Genomic DNA, 16234 nt, shown 5'->3' with positions numbered 1-16234 from the left:
ACTGCGAATTGGAATGAGGAATCCTAAAAACGAAAAAAGGGCCCGAAGGCCCTTTGTCACATAACACACTTAGGGAGTGATTAGCTGCGCTTTGCTTTACGGCGTCTTAAGCCTGCAAAACCTGCCATTAGAAGTGTTAGCCACGCAAGTGAGCCGCTTGAATCCTCATCGTCATCTGAGTCATCAACCTCGGGAGCTTCTGTTACTGATAACTGTAAGCTTTGTTCAACCGTTGTTGTACCATCACTTACTGTCACAGTATAAACATAGTCACCCGCAACGAGACCTGACACTTTCGTGCTCGCACTGTTTGCTGACTCTATCGTACCTGGACCCGTCCACTCATACGTTAACTCATCACCATCAAGGTCTGATGCCGTTGCGCTAAGTGTCGGTACTTGACCTTCACGTACATATAAATGAGTCTCTGCAAGCTCTACAACAGGCGCATCATTCACTGCGTTTACTGTCAGTGTAAAGGTTGTTTGCGCTACCGCCGAAGGCTCATCTGTATAAGCAACCATTACTGTTACTTCAATTTCACCATTGAAGTTTGCTGCTGGTGTCAGTTTTAGCATTGAACCCGTTTCATGACCCATTACCTCAACTTCAGCATTGTCAGCCATTGCTGTAATAACGGTTTCTTTACCTAACTGGTTGTCAAAGTTAACCGCAATCTCTGTGCTGTTATCTTCATCTACTGATTGGTTAGAAATAGCATCAATTGCTAAGCGCTCTGCAACAGTAACGACTTTCACATTCACAGTTGCTGATGTTTCAAGTTCACCATCTGATACTGTCACTGTAAATACATGGTCACCCGCAGTTAAGCCTGACACGGTTGTTAACGCTGCGCTTGCATCTGCAATAACACCGTTACCTTGCCAGCTATAACTCAGCTCATCACCATCTGGGTCCATTGACGCTGATGCATCTAGTGTGACCGTATCGCCTTCTGTGATAACCATCTCTGTATTCGCTACATTTGCAACAGGTGCATCGCTCACGCCAGTTACTGTCAACATAAACGTCGTGCTTGCAGCATCTGATGGGTTCTCAATGTCAGAAACAACCACCGTCACTTCTGTTTCACCGTAGAAATTCTCATTGGGTGTTACGGTGACTGTATCGCCATCAACTTCAAAACTTACATTGTCTGAAATAACTGAAATTTCATTTTTCGAGTTTGTTTCATCAATATAGTGAACATCAAAGCTAATTGCTGTTTCTTCTGTGGTTACCATATCGTCAAGCGCTACAACTGTGATGTTGCTTGGTACTGTAATTTCATTAAGCTTAGTGATTGCTTCGATGCCATCAACATTTGCAATCGTGTTCAGTGCCAATGTTTGACCTGCAGCAGAAGGGAGTACTTCAGCCCATGCCGTTACTTCGAACTGAGACATTTCAGGGCCAACGTAATCCATACACACGATGTAGTCATCTTTTACTACTTCGTCGATGTTATCGTACGCAATATCAACCCCTAAATAATCACCTAATGGACCAAATGTTGATACTTGGCCTTTAAAGCCTTGCACACCGATACTACCGTGAGTACCTGTACTGCCAAAGTCGATGTTATCGTACGCATAGTAGATTTCATGCTCATTCTTACCAAAACGTGTTTCAGCATTGAAAATTAATTGGAAATCGAATGAGTTATCACGACGGTCATAAGAGTACTGACCTCTAAAGCCAAACTCGTTACCGTAGTCAGATGCATTATCCCACTCAATAATAGCCCAACCATTTGCTGTTGAAGCCAGTGAGATACCTTCAGATGCAGATAGACCTACAGAGAGAACATCTTTGGTGATAGATGATTCAGTGATAGACCAACCACGCCAAAGTGGTGCCATATTTTCGTATGGAACATTGTTGTAAGGGAAGCGTAAATGCGCAGGAACAAGGTAACGCGCACCTAGCGTATCAACCGTACCAATCCCTTTAACTTGGATGAAGTTATTCCACATATTTACTTCATCACCATTATTAAACAGGCTTACTTTATCGTATGCACCATTGAATAAAGTGTTAACTGGAATTATCCAACCACGGCCATAGTTAGCTTGACCATTTTCTTGGAAACCCGACAACATTGGGAAAATACCAAAATCAGATAAGTTAACATAACCACCTGGGTTTGAATTACCAAAACTTGGAAGGCGACACATTTCATCGGTTACATTGTTAGTAACAAGGTAATCAGGTTGAACATCTCGTGTATCTGGTTGTACACCCGAGATAACAAGTTTACCGTCAACAACTTCAGCATCCACATCTGATGTGCTTGAGATTTCAATACGGTCAGAGTGGAAATTTAATCCTGCAGGCGCATCAATATCAAATGAGAACTCACGGTCGGCACCCGAGTTATTCGCAAGTACATTAAAGCTAACAGGAATTAAGTCACCGACTTTAGCTGCTTCAGTGCCTACGGCTACGTCAACAACATCAACACCACGTTCAATGCGAAGTGGAATAGTCCCTAGATTATCTGGATTTACGGTTGATGTGCCAGCGTCGATTGCACTGTAGTAAATACCGCCCGCATTCATGTTCATATCCCAATTGATTGTCATATCAACTGGGTTTACGCCATCACTTGCAGGAAGTGTAACGTCAAGCGTATCCGCTACATCATTACTAACAACGGCTGTTGCAATTTGAATTTTTTCGATAAAGTCAGGGTTACGTTGTTTCGCTGGGTTATAAATAACGGCCCAATATTCACCTTCTTCTGGGTTATTGATATTACAGAAGTTGTTATAAACAACGTGACCAGAGACACACAAGATTTCATCTTCAATCTGAATTTCGCCATCACCATTGTAGTCTTTACCAATGTAGACAAGCGGGTTCGCACGGTCAGAGTTTCCTTCAAGTTCAGACTCTACGCCCACAACTTCAACGACTAAGCGTTTAGAATCAGCTGGCACAGTGATGAACTTAGAATAGGTAGCCTCATCAAGTATATCAGCGGGGTCTACTTCAACCGTACGATTAGAAGCCCACGGGAAGAAATTGTCTTTATCTTTTGGTAATTCAAACGTATCTATGGTTGCTTCAACTGGCATATATGCTTGTGCAACAGGTGATGAAACAACTGGTAACTCAACGCCTTGTACAACGTAGCTGCCTTTATCAGAGTGTGCAACGGTTGTAAGGTTCGCTGGTAAATCACCACGATCATATTTGAATACAACAGGCCAACGCGCATCAGGAATGTTCTCTTCTTCTGCTTTAAACAGTAGGTTGCTGTGCAGCTCTACTTCTGAGTTACTTGACCAATCTTGTGTTTCCATGATTGATGCTTTAACAATAATGGTTTGTGTTTCACCCGCTTTTAGAGAGAACTTATTAGGGGTAATTTCAAAGTTGATACCATTTTGTGGAATTTGCTTATTCATGTCGAAATTCCAGTTCACAACTTCTTCGTTGCTTACTGTCCATGTACCATCTTCGGTGGCTGTAATGGTACGCACCCACTGACACTCTGGCTTACATGAGAAATTAACAAGATTTGGCATGTTCAACTTATGTGGTGTACCGCCACTGTCAGGGTTTGCTGCAATAAAGTTTTCCGCAGACTCATCCATGACAAAACCGGCTTTAGCTGCATTAGCAACATTAATACGACCCGCACCAGCACGGTAAACTGACGCTTCACCGATGGTATCTTTTTCATTGTTCAAGCGATGATATTTAACCACGTTATCAGCAGTCATTGATAATGCTGATTGAATTTCAGTTGCTGACCAATCTGGGTGTACCTGGCGTAGCAATGTCATTGCACCTGCAACGTGCGGTGATGCCATTGATGTACCACTAGAACTTGAGTAATCAGTGCCGTATGGTGTGGCAACAAATGGATGTTCATCAGCGTAAGCCGCATAAATGTCAACACCTGGCGCTGCAAGGGCTGGAGCCAATACTTCACGGTTTGGGTACGACGGACCACGAGAAGAGAATGGCGCTAACCAATCAGCATCTTCAGCATTAACTATACGCTCAACATTGGTTGCTTTAATGGTGATCATGTGGCCTTTTTCAGAGAAGCTATCAACCCAATCCTCTAAACCATCATTTGGGTATACACCATTCCACTGATCATAAGTAAAGTGAACACTTGGAAGTGAGTAGCCTTCAGCAACTGTCCCTTGGTCTTTATTACGGTTAAACATAATGAAACCATCTGCTCCGCCTGCTTTGATATGATCAGACTTTGCACCACGTGCATTAGCATTAGGGTCTTGAGGGTCATGGCGTTGACAAATAACGATTACGTTAGTTTCACCCTCTGCAGCACCCACAATTGGCGAGCCATCTTTGTAAAAGTCAAATGTGCCAGCTGGGTAGTCAGCAGTACAATACCCATTCGCATCTTTAACACCATTCACATCAGCATAGTCTTTTGCCCACACAACGACACCCGTGATGTCTGTTTGGTTAAGTGAGCCACCTGTTAGACCCATTTCTGACCAGCTTGGCACTTCAGAGCCCATTGATGCGTCAGCAAAGCCTGCATATTCAACCGGCGTTTCAATCACAACACTTCGACCATGCGTCGTTGCTGCAACTTGCGCAAGCCAAGGTGATGAGTTATCCAAATAGCCGAAACACTCTGCGCTGCCACACCCTTGGCCGCTGTTACCAGCCGCAGCCGCAACGTTAATACCCGCTTCACGTGCTGCTAAAAATGCAAGTTGTACTGGGTCTGTCCAGCTGTTTGAATCTGAACCACCAATTGAGAAGTTAATAACATCAACACCATCAGAAATCGCATCTTCGATACCTGCTAGTAATATTTCGCCCGGACAGCCATTCGCACCGATATCATTTGATGGGTAACACACTTGGTAAGAAATAATATTTGCATGCGGTGCCACACCCGAAATTTCTGGGAAGAGATCTTCTTTAATCACCATGCCATCTGATTGGTCACCAGCACCAACAGTGACTAATGGTACGTTTTTAACTACGTTACCCGCTGCTGTTGACGCAACGTGCGAGCCATGCCCTTGGTAATCTTCACCAATTGCAGGCCAGCCTGGGATAATTTCAGAGAACACATCGGTGATCATGTCATAAGAACGTACACCGATTAATTTATTATTACATTGGATGAACTCTGCATCGTCAACACAGTCACCTAAGAAGTTACCATCGCCGAGCGGGTTAGTGTGAACATAACCGTCGCCGCCAACTTCTGCAAAAGACGGGTGATCTGAATTAATACCGGTATCGATAATACCAACGATTTGCCCTTCACCTTTGCCTTTGATACCGCTTGGTACACTCGTACCATTCCACACTTGGTCTGCACCAATATGACGAGGGCCTTCATCAGATAAAAGGTCATAATTCTTTGAACGCATAACAGATGAAACAGAGCCTAGCTCTGACACTCTACGCGCTTCGGCTTCTGTCATTTTTACTGAGAAACCATTGATTGCTTTAGTAAACTGGCGGCGCATTTCTGTACGGCCTGTTACTGAAGCCACGCTCTGCATTACCGATTGCTGCTTAGTTAATAACTTATTTTGATAGTCGATTACAGCAGGAGAAGACGGCTTACCGTGTTCAAAAATCTTGCTTACACCTTGTTGTTGCAAGCTACGAGCAAGTGGAGATTGAATATCTCTTGCTTCTAATGCAACGGCATTGTCACGAAGTTTTACAATATAAATACTTTCGCCTGTGATGCCTTCTTCAACGAACTTTCTTGTTTGTGCATTTATTTTTACGTTCAAGCCATTGTTTTGCAACATTGTTTCTGAACTAGCGTCATGAACTTTATTTGAAAGTGCTTTTACTTCATCGAATGTAATATTAGGTGCTTGTAATTTATTTGCGTTGTTATTAGCTTCAATACCAGTCGCATAGGCTGCGCTGGCACTGTAAAGAGCCGCAGCGACAGCAATTGAGAGTGTTTTTACTTGCATAAGTAATTCCTGGATAGTTATTTGAATAATTATTTAAGTTTTATGAATATCCATTTCAAAACTTAACCGTTATTCAATCACACCCATGAAACAAATTAATCAACTTAGTTGTAGCGTTTTGTACTTAACCTTAACAAATAAATTACCAAAATAACGACAAAATCAAATTTAAGCTTATAAAACAAGCCATAACGCTAATCGAAATTTAATGAACACTCTCTAAATGTGAAAATTTCTACTTTTATTTAAGACGCAAAAAATCGACACTGTTAACAAAGATTCAAGCTTAGTTACATTTTCAACCCCATTTAAGACTAACCAAAGTGCATAAATAGATGTATTGATTCAATATTAGCCTCAATTTTTAACAACAAAGTCATGCTTTTAGCGATAGAACAATAGAACTTAGTTAAAGTGAAAAAGACATCACTCGACTGCTCGTTTTACTCACCACTTTTTCAACTTTATCTGCCTGCGGCAACATAGGTTTAAGACTAACAGTCCCCTAATTTGTTTACTTATGAATTCGAAAAGTAGCGAATACAGGAATTTATAAGTGAAGAACAAGCTATTCAAAGTGATGCATATTATTTTGGCGATGTTGAAGAACTTAGCTGCCAAGGGCAACGTTCAGTGCAATCTAGCGGTTACAATCCAACAGCGATAAATAGAGTATTGCTATTGAGCAGTTAAAACGTGAGGGGGTAAATAGAGGCGGCAATGGCTACGGGGTTGAAAGCTGTAAAAGCTTTACCAGTGACGAACAAAACTGCGATGTCGCAACGTCGTGCCCTGGTAAAGCCTATATTGTTAGCGGTTTAGCGCTTGCTTTGAAATCATTTCAGCGACACTATCCACTTGTACTGACATGCTCTCTTGGCTAGGCGGGAAAGCCTTAAAGGTTTTTACAAACTCTGAAATTTGATTACCTGCAGGGCCTAAAATCCAGCTACGGTTTTCTGCCCACTCATCGTAACCCCTTGCATCAATGAAGCGCTCAAATGGGTCCATTTTTAGGTTAATGATATAAGGTGTAGTAAGGGCTTGTTGCGAAGATCTGAACCAATGCTCTTGCTCTGTGAAAATTAACTTCCAATCACCGTAACGCATACCGTGGAAAGTCGTTTCGGTAAAATAATAAAACTCTTTACGGTTTGTTTTACCATTATTCAACAAGATATCACTTTGATCGAAGCCATCTAAATGAACTTTATACTTTTGGCCATTAATTTTTGTACCTTTAAGCAAATTAGCTTTTAGGTCTTTATCACCGAGCCATGACATAATCGTTGGTATCCAATCTTCCATGGTCATAAACTCACCCGTGCTTACACCACTTGGAATATGGCCTGGCCATTTAACAAGCATAGGAACTCTGAAACCACCTTCCCAGCCACCAACACCTTTTTCACCATGAAACGGCTGGTTGCCACCATCAGGCCATGAGTTTGATGCAGCTCCATTGTCGGTAGAAAACATCACTATTGTATTATCAGATACTTTAAGCTCATCAAGTAAGTTAAGCAGCTCTCCTACATCATCATCCAGTTCAGCCATACCATCAGCATATAAACCAAACCCTGTTTTACCGTCATACGCTTTATTAAGGTTAGTTTGATAATGCATCCGTGTGGTGTTATGCCAAACGAAGAAAGGCTTATTTTGTTTTACTGCATCACGAATAAAACGTTTTGATTCAACAAGCACTTCTTGGTCTAAATTACGCTGACGTTCTTTACCAAATGGGCCAAGATCTTTAACCTCTTGTTTACCATTAGCAAGCGCTTTTGAATGAATGACTCCACGCATTTTTAGACCAAACTTTTCTTGTGTTTTGGCGTCTTGTGGATAATCTTGCTGTTCTGGGTATTCACCCGCATTGAGGTGGTACAAAATACCAAAAAATTCATCAAAACCATGATTTGTTGGTAAGTGTTCATCAAGGTCACCTAAATGGTTTTTACCAAACTGCCCTGTTACATACCCCTTAGATTTAAGCATCGTTGCTAACGTTGGATCTTTCTTTTGCAAACCTTGTGGTGCTCCAGGTAGACCTACCGTACTAAGACCGGTACGCATTGGGTACTGACCAGTAATAAATGCAGCACGACCAGCCGTACACGAGGCCTGTGCGTAATGATCCATAAATATCATGCCATCATTGGCAATGCTATCTATGTTAGGTGTGCTACCTCCCATCATGCCACGATGGTAAGCGCTAATATTCCACATACCAACATCATCACCCCAAATAATAAGCACATTGGGTTTATCAGCAGCGAAACTCGACGTACTAATGCCAAAAAAGGTCAAACAGACCAATAAGTATTTGAACATCACTTTCTCCTTGAAAATTAACCGAAGCATTCACTTCAGCTTAAAAAATCCCTCGCTTGCAGCCACCTTATACTGCTTAATTAAGATATTCCTACAAGTGATAAGTTGTACATGTTTAATACTATTAGAGTAGTACCTATTTACAAGTTAAATCTTCGTTAACTTTGATTTAAATATAAAAAAACCCCCAGTAATTGGAATGTCCAACTATTGGGGGTCACTTCACATATAGCTCGGTTTTTAAAGCGTAATAATTTTTAAGCTTGCGGGTAATCGCGGTAAGCGCGCTCAATATTTTTCGCTTGCTTTTTTGACACGCCAATGTGCGAAAGTGCAACACGTAATCGCGCACGCGACAGGTCTGAGCCTAATATTTCCATTGCATCAAGTACCGATGTTGATGATGTTTTGCCCGTAATAGCGACAAAAATCGGCTCAAGAAAATCTTTAATCTTCAGCTCATGGAACGTTGCAACTTCTTTCGCAATGGCAAAAATCGCTGATTTTTCCCATGTACGTAAGCCTTCTAATTGCCAGATGAAGAATTGCAGTGCTTGACGTGTTGCATCTTCACCCGCTTTACCAGCCGTTAACAACGCAGGATCATAGCTTGGAATACCGCCCACGAAATGACCGGCAAGATCAACCATGTCTGATAACGTATTAATACGTGTTTTTGCTTCTGGTAATACTTTAGCGAATAACTCAGTATTAAATTTCCAATCAACAAAACGTTGCATTAATTCAGCATCTGACAAGTTTTCACGGATCCACATACCGTTTAACCAGCTAAGCTTATCCACGTCGAAAATAGGCCCACCCAGAGAAACACGTTTCATATCAAAGTGTTCAATCATCTCATCTAGCGTGAACTTTTCACGTTCATCAGGCATTGACCAACCCATGCGGCCTAAATAGTTCAATAGTGCCTCTGGCAGGTAACCCATTTCTTTGTAGTAATTGATTGAAGTTGGATTTTTACGCTTTGATAACTTTGATTTATCTGGGTTACGAAGTAACGGCAAGTGACCAAGTACAGGCGCTTCCCAACCGAAGTCTTCGTATAATTTTAATAGCTTAGGCGCTGAGTTGATCCACTCTTCACCACGGAAAATATGGCTAATTTGCATGTGGTGATCATCAACAACGTTAGCAAGGAAATACGTTGGGAAGCCATCGGCTTTCAGCAACACTTGCATGTCTACGTTTTCCCACGGGATCTCAATTTCGCCACGAAGATAGTCGTTAAACTTAAACGTGCCGTCGCTTGGGATCTTCATACGAATAACGTACGGCTTACCCGCGTCAAGATTCGCTTTGATTTCATCGTCTGATAGATTTAAACCACGACCATCATATTTAGGACGCAAACCCTCAGCCATTTGTTCTTCACGCATTTGATCTAGCTCTTCGCTAGTTGCAAAACAATAAAATGCTTTGCCTTGCTCAACTAACTGATGCGCAAACTTTTTGTATAAATCACTTCGCTCAGATTGACGGTATGGACCAAACTCACCGCCCACATCAGGACCATGATCCCAGTTTAAGCCTAACCAACGTAAGCTATCCATGATAGCTTGCTCTGATTCAGCTGTACTGCGCACTTGGTCAGTGTCTTCTATACGTAAAACAAACTCCCCACCTTGCTGTTTTGCAAAGCAGTAGTTAAATAAAGCGATGTAAGCAGTACCTAGATGCGGATCACCTGTTGGTGAAGGAGCAACACGGGTGCGAATTGTCATGGTTATATCTCTCAAAAGACAATTAAAAATTTGCCCAAATGCTAGCACAGCATGAGCTATTATCGAAGTGAAAAGCCGCTTTATGCAGCGACTTTATCTAAATAAGCAATGATATCGTTTGATTCATACAACCACGTTGCTTGGCCGTTTTCTTCAATACGTAAACACGGTACTTTAATTTTTCCGCCCTGCTCTAATAGCTCTTGGCGAAAGAGTTCATTACCTTTGGCGTCACGAGTTTCCACAGATAAGCCCTGGCGTTTAATCGCACGGCGTACTTTTACGCAAAATGGGCACGCTTTGAATTGATATAGCTTAAATTGTGATGTTACTAAATCAAGCTGTGCTTGCTCTGCAGCAGGACGTTTTTTACTGCGCGGCGTAAAAATAAAATCAAAAAGTAAAATAAGGCGGCCTAACAACCAGCGGACAAACTTCATCTCACATTCTCATACTGAATAAAATAAGGTGGGCAATTTTAACACAGCACTACACGCTGCAACAGGCTCAAAATAACTCTATCGAGTCATCATTGTGTTTATTATCTTGAATATCCAATTCGCAATACGCCGTTATGCGATTACGCCCCATGTTCTTTGAATGATACAAGGCGTTATCTGCTTTTTGAACTAAGCTTGCAACCATTTCAAACTCACAAATAGGCAAAAAACCACAACTTACAGTGAGGCTACCTACTTGTGGAAATGGATACTCAGCGACACACGCACGAAATCGATTTAACACGTTGCGCGCATCACATTCGTCGGTTGCTTGAAATAAAATGGCAAACTCTTCTCCCCCATAACGAAATACATAATCTTCGAATCGGAAGTTATTTTTGAGTAATTGTGCGACCAGCAAAATGACTTCATCACCAATAACATGGCCGTAGTTATCATTCACACGTTTAAAGTGATCAATGTCGATCATTGCCAAATACCAGTGGCGGTGATTTACATCTGAGTGAGTAACTCCATGCGCCGCTTGCGCCGCGATATCAATCACTTTTTTATCAAACGTTTGACGATTAAGTAATTCAGTCAATGGGTCAAGGCGGGACTTATGCAACAATGCAAGTTGGTTAGCGTAAATATTTAGCATGTAAATTGCTAACATACTACAGCGTTCGGTGAGCTCTTGATTCGACTCAATCACTAAAACCCCTACTACATTTCCCGTATAATAAACAGGTACATAGGTATAAATACAGCCATAGTTATGGCTAATGCGGATTTTATTGCGACTGACTTTATCTATTAATTCATTGACCTCGTGTTCAGAGAGCTTCTCTATCACGGTGTCTTTATTAATTAATTGTGCAGGTAGCCCAGGTTTAAAAAATTTATTGACATAAATAGCAAACCGCGAAAACTCTCCTAACCCTGCCACCGCATCGACAAGGGCCTGATCAAGCTCTGGCTCTTCTTCTTGCTGTGTTATCGTCACAACCCATTCATGTCCACAAGGGTTTGCCTGCATTGAAAAGTCCCCAGAACTATTAGTAACTTTAGTGTAGTTAAATTTATAAAAATTACTAAAAAACTATAATAAAATCATATCATCTCTGTGTATTACTTCACTGCTTGGTGCAAACACAAGTAACTGCGCAATTTGTGATGAGTGGCAGCCTTTTATTGTATCGATTTCTTGATGGTTAAAGTTAACGAGCCCCTTTGCAATACATTGACCTTCACTCGATATCACTTCAATTACATCACCTCGTTCAAATTGGCCTCTAACAGCTCTGACCCCTTTTGCTAAAAGGCTGGCTCCGCGCTCTTGGAGTGCCAAACTGGCACCATCATCGATCACCAGTTGCCCAGAACTTTTGGGGCCCGCTAATAGCCATTTTTTTCGACCATCTTTGGGGGCGGTTAATTTTAAAAACCGAGTACCTGGCAGTTTGTCAGCCATGCAATTTAAAATCACATTTTTACCCGCACCTTTGGCAATAATCACTTCAACGCCTGCACGACGAGCAATATCAGCAGCTTGAAGTTTAGTTGCCATTCCGCCAGTTCCTAAACTTGTACCACTTCCACCAGCAAGCTCTCTAAGCTCATCGTTAATGTGTGATACTTCGTTTATGAGAGTTGCATTAACATCAGAGCGCGGGTCACCAGTAAACAACCCCTCTTGGTCGGTCAGCAGCAAAAGTTTTTCTGCATTTGCTAAAATAGCCACCAACGCAGACAAGTTATCATTATCGCCGACTTTTATTTCAGTCGTGGCTACGGCATCATTTTCGTTAATGATTGGAACCACATTATGCGCAAGCAATGCATTGAGTGTGTCGCGGGCATTTAAATAACGTTCGCGGTCTTCAACATCTGCTCGGGTAAGCAGCATCTGCCCAACATTAATACCATAGAGTGCAAATAAACTCTGCCAAGTATGAATAAGATGACCTTGGCCAATTGCTGCCAGCATTTGTTTTTCGATCAAAGAACGGCCACAGGGGGTTATTAATTGCTCACGACCCGCAGCGACTGCGCCACTGGATACTAAAACAACCTGATAACCTTGTTTTTTTAACTCACAACACTGGCGAACAAGCTCCACCATATGTGCTTTATCTAATTTGTCTGTACCGCCTGTCAGCACACTTGTGCCTAGCTTTACAACAACGACATGTGGCCTTTGCATCTGCGTTATTAATTCTGTAAATAAAATAGAGAATTTATATATACCAGCAAACAGTTTTTGAACAAGTTAAAAAAATTCATGCTAGGATCGTTTTTTCATTTTTAACACACGAAGCGACACCTATGCCTGCCAGTTTATGCTTAATAATTGCCACTTTTTTATGGGGAAGTTCCTATATTGCGTTAAAGCATGCAATCACAATTCATGACCCCGTGTTGGTAATTTTTTTAAGGATGTTAACCACCCTTTTAATTTGTTTATGCTTGTGGCGATTTGTGATCCGCTTTGAATTTAAAAAAGGCGACTGGAAATACTTGATAGGCATGTCGCTGGCAGAGCCTTGCTTATATTACTTATTTGAAGGTCATGCGCTTGAATACACATCAGCATCGCAAGCGGGTGTTATTGTGTCTTGCTTACCGATTATTGTCGCTATTTTAGCTTTCTTAATGTTAAAAGAGTACATCAGTAAAGCCATTGTGGTTGGCTTTACACTCTGTATTGGTGGCAGTATTTTGTTAACCTTGCTTTCGCCAAGTAGCGAGCAAGCGCCAAACCCTTTACTGGGTAACTTTTTAGAGCTCATGGCCATGGTCTGCGCGGCCTTTTATACTGTCAGTGTTAAACACTTAGTAACACGTTACTCCCCGCTTACACTGATAGCCATACAAGGCTTTAGTGGCAGCCTATTCTTTGCACCCTTTTTATTCTTTATTGAACTGCCGAGCGAGAATCAACATGATTTGAGTGCCCTATTGAGTATTTTATATTTAGGCTCGTGCGTGACCTTAGGCGGCTATGGTATGTATAACTATGCCATCAGTAAAGTATCGGTCCTAACTGCCGCGGCTTACTCTAATTTGATTCCTATTTTTGCGTTAATTTTATCCGCTATCTTACTGGGAGAAGTGCTAACAACTTGGCAGTGGTTAAGTATCGGTGTGGTATTTGCGGGCGTGATTGTCAGTCAACGCCATCAAGAACTTAAAATTGACGTAGATGATGAGAGCTTGTCTGCCGACACTAATAATCTCAACTCGGTACCCGATGCCAAAGAATCAAAAGGGTAACAGGTTAATAAATACAAACCGGGTTGCATTAAAAAGGCCTGCTCGTGTTGATGAATGACACGAACACTGCGTACTTGGTAGTGCACGACTTGGCCGTTTTGTAACTGCATAGAAAACGACTCGCCCACTTTCACATTTTTTAAAAATGCAAAGTGGGTATCGTTGTGGCCTGCAATTAACACCCCATTGTCACTCGAAAGTTCACCACTGGGTAAGAAATGCCCGGGAGCAAAGGCTAAGTTACGCCCCGACGCCCCCGCTAAAATAGTTAAACGTTGCTGCTGAGTAGGCCAATTTAGTTGTGCTGTGACATAACCGTCAGCGTAAAACCACGGCCTGACTTTTTCATTTGGCGTCAGCAAAGCATGTTGCCAAGCTGATTCAATCAGATGCTGGGCAAGCCACGCCTTGGCTTGCATATAACTGCCATTGAGTAGCAGTGAAATGCCAAGCAACCCCACACACAGTGGTAAGGCCTTTTTTAACGTCGCCATTGCCATAACCATGCTAACGATACCAATAACAAGCCAAACACTATAAATACACGACTTTGCCCATCTGTTTGTGGCAATGTCATTCCACTCGGCAGCCTATTTCTTAGTTGCACTGAGCGCTCAGCAATTTCGTTCCCAGCGACGTTATCAACAGCAATAAAAGCAGTAAATGGACTGAGTAAATGATGCTGAAGTGCCAATGTTTCGACTTCTGACTTTACGCTGTCTTTATCATTATAAAGCAGGAGTGACTTAATTTTCTGCCTTGCCCATAGTCTTGCTATGCCCTCACCTTGCGCCGCGTGATTCGCTGATAAGTTAATATTAAGGGGTCCTGATAGAGTCTGCCCGGTCAGGGTTACATGTTGATTTCCAGCTAACTTCACCGCAACTAACACGGGCTCAGAAAAATAAAGATCGGGTAAAGGCGATGGCCAGTACTCAAGCTCTTGGTTATCTGCATGTAAGACAAGCTCGGTTACAACTGGGTGAGCGAGTTTATCGAATAATAGCTGCATTTTAGGCTGTACTTGGCTGGCGCTACTAATAAAGGTAAACGTACCACGACCAATATCAGCAGCGCGTGTCATAAAGAAACTATTTGGTGCACTGCCAATACCAACGGTAAATAAGCGGCTATCACCTAAGTCAGCTTGAATTTGCGAAAACAACTGTGTTTCATTGCCTACACTGCCATCGGTTAAAAATACAATTTGACGCACAAAACCATCATGCTGTTTGCCATCTAACACCCGCGATAGTGCATTACTTATCTCTGTGCCACCATCGGCTTGCAAGCCATATATAAAACGCTCTGCACGGCGAATATTAAAGTCATTGGCAATCATTGCAGCCTCACTAAGAGCCGTAACGTCATTATCAAAACCAATAATATTAAAGCTATCGTTTTCATCGAGTAACGATAAAGCATAAAACAAAGCGTGCTTTGCCTGCTCCATGGACTGACCATGCATAGAACCCGACGTGTCGACTACAAAGACCATTTCACGCGGGAGGCGTGCCTGTGCGGTAAAATGATCCGCTGGCGGCACGAGCATCAATAGTCCATATTCTTCGCCATTGACGACTTCTTTAAAAAACGCAGCCTGTGAACTCTCTTTGTCGAGCGGCTTAAATGTCAGCTCAAAATCACGTGTCATCGGTACATCGCGATTAAGGGCAAGTATATAGCGCCCAAAATGTGGGTTATCAATTTGCATACCGCTCAGGTTTGCATTTATATCACTAAGCTCTAAACCAATATCCATGTTAATAGCCAAGTTTAAATGTGCATCAACCTGCTGACTATTTGTGCGTTGGTACACCGGTTTTAACCACGCAGAAGCCAGAGCGCTCTGATTCAACATTGACGATGAATTAGGTTCTGGGTTTTCGCTTGTATGAGGCTTAAGCTGAGCTGTTTTTGGCTCATAGCGGGGTGTAATCGTGGTTGGGAAACGCAGTGAAAATACCCCATCACGAAAACCAATTATCTCTTGATACTGTAAGGTGATTTCAATTTCATCGCCCGCCCCGATATTTGCAACATCGGTTGCGAAAATATTCGCCCGTTGCTGACGTACTAGGGCTGCTCGCTTGCCTTGCTGCTGCGCCTCTTTAAACTGCTGCTCAGCTTGCTGTTTGAGTGCAATATTGCCCGTAATCACACGCTCACCAATTTGCATTTGTAATGCATGTACTGCGCTTTCATCGGGCAAAGGAAATACATAACGCGCATTAACTGCAAACGGGTGTGGGTTTTGATAACGCTGCTTAACAACCACATGATTGATTAAACCTGTGAGCGTCATCGTCACATCGTTTTTGACTAAAACGCCTGATGACACTTCGCTGTGCAAGTTATCATAAAACCGTAATTGTGCACTGACATTAGCGGCTAATGCAGGATTTATAGCATATCCTAAAAGTAGGATAAAAAGGCTCACGGACAAGAGCCTTTTGGTTCGGTTACTCAACATAACATGTCACTCCATCGA

9 protein-coding genes are annotated in these 16234 nt (G+C 42.2%); 1 reads left to right on the top strand and 8 read right to left on the bottom strand.

Annotated features, from left to right (window positions below):
• Window positions 1–80 precede the first annotated feature (80 nt).
• The 6 genes from D0907_RS03875 to proB all read right to left on the bottom strand — a co-directional run bounded on the left by D0907_RS03875 (window position 81) and on the right by proB (window position 12673).
• Window positions 81–5948, bottom strand: a complete 5868-nt coding sequence (locus tag D0907_RS03875; RefSeq protein WP_118844046.1) for a S8 family serine peptidase — start codon at window positions 5946–5948, stop codon at window positions 81–83.
• 810 nt (window positions 5949–6758) lie between these two features.
• Window positions 6759–8285: an arylsulfatase gene (locus tag D0907_RS03870; RefSeq protein ID WP_118844045.1), complete on the bottom strand. Its 1527-nt coding sequence runs from the start codon at window positions 8283–8285 to the stop codon at window positions 6759–6761.
• 257 nt (window positions 8286–8542) lie between these two features.
• A complete protein-coding gene (gltX, locus tag D0907_RS03865; RefSeq protein ID WP_065978065.1) occupies window positions 8543–10027 on the bottom strand; it encodes a glutamate--tRNA ligase in 1485 nt (494 codons plus the stop codon).
• An 80-nt stretch (window positions 10028–10107) separates the two neighbouring features.
• Complete coding sequence (locus D0907_RS03860; RefSeq protein ID WP_118844044.1) at window positions 10108–10467, bottom strand: glutathione S-transferase N-terminal domain-containing protein; 360 nt, start codon at window positions 10465–10467, stop codon at window positions 10108–10110.
• A gap of 67 nt (window positions 10468–10534) precedes the next feature.
• A complete protein-coding gene (locus D0907_RS03855; protein ID WP_036970652.1) occupies window positions 10535–11506 on the bottom strand; it encodes a GGDEF domain-containing protein in 972 nt (323 codons plus the stop codon).
• A 63-nt stretch (window positions 11507–11569) separates the two neighbouring features.
• Complete coding sequence (gene proB / locus D0907_RS03850) at window positions 11570–12673, bottom strand: glutamate 5-kinase (RefSeq protein WP_036970656.1); 1104 nt, start codon at window positions 12671–12673, stop codon at window positions 11570–11572.
• A 122-nt stretch (window positions 12674–12795) separates the two neighbouring features.
• Between proB and D0907_RS03845 the strand changes: the two genes are divergently transcribed.
• Window positions 12796–13743 (top strand): DMT family transporter, encoded by a 948-nt coding sequence (locus tag D0907_RS03845; RefSeq protein WP_118844043.1) that lies wholly within the window; start codon window positions 12796–12798, stop codon window positions 13741–13743.
• Here the strand turns inward: D0907_RS03845 and D0907_RS03840 are convergent.
• The gene (locus D0907_RS03840) at window positions 13650–14237 is read right to left on the bottom strand and encodes a class GN sortase (protein WP_075594533.1); all 588 of its coding nucleotides are present in this window, start codon (window positions 14235–14237) and stop codon (window positions 13650–13652) included. The genes D0907_RS03845 and D0907_RS03840 overlap by 94 nt on opposite strands.
• Complete coding sequence (locus D0907_RS03835; protein WP_065978063.1) at window positions 14225–16216, bottom strand: marine proteobacterial sortase target protein; 1992 nt, start codon at window positions 16214–16216, stop codon at window positions 14225–14227. Before D0907_RS03835 ends, D0907_RS03840 begins: the two co-directional genes overlap by 13 nt.
• Window positions 16217–16234 lie beyond the last annotated feature (18 nt).

The organism is Pseudoalteromonas lipolytica, from assembly GCF_003515105.1.
GTDB classification, from domain to species: Bacteria; Pseudomonadota; Gammaproteobacteria; order Enterobacterales; family Alteromonadaceae; genus Pseudoalteromonas; species Pseudoalteromonas lipolytica.
Note: the sequence above shows the minus strand (reverse complement) of the source record. Positions and strands in the feature narration are given on the sequence as shown.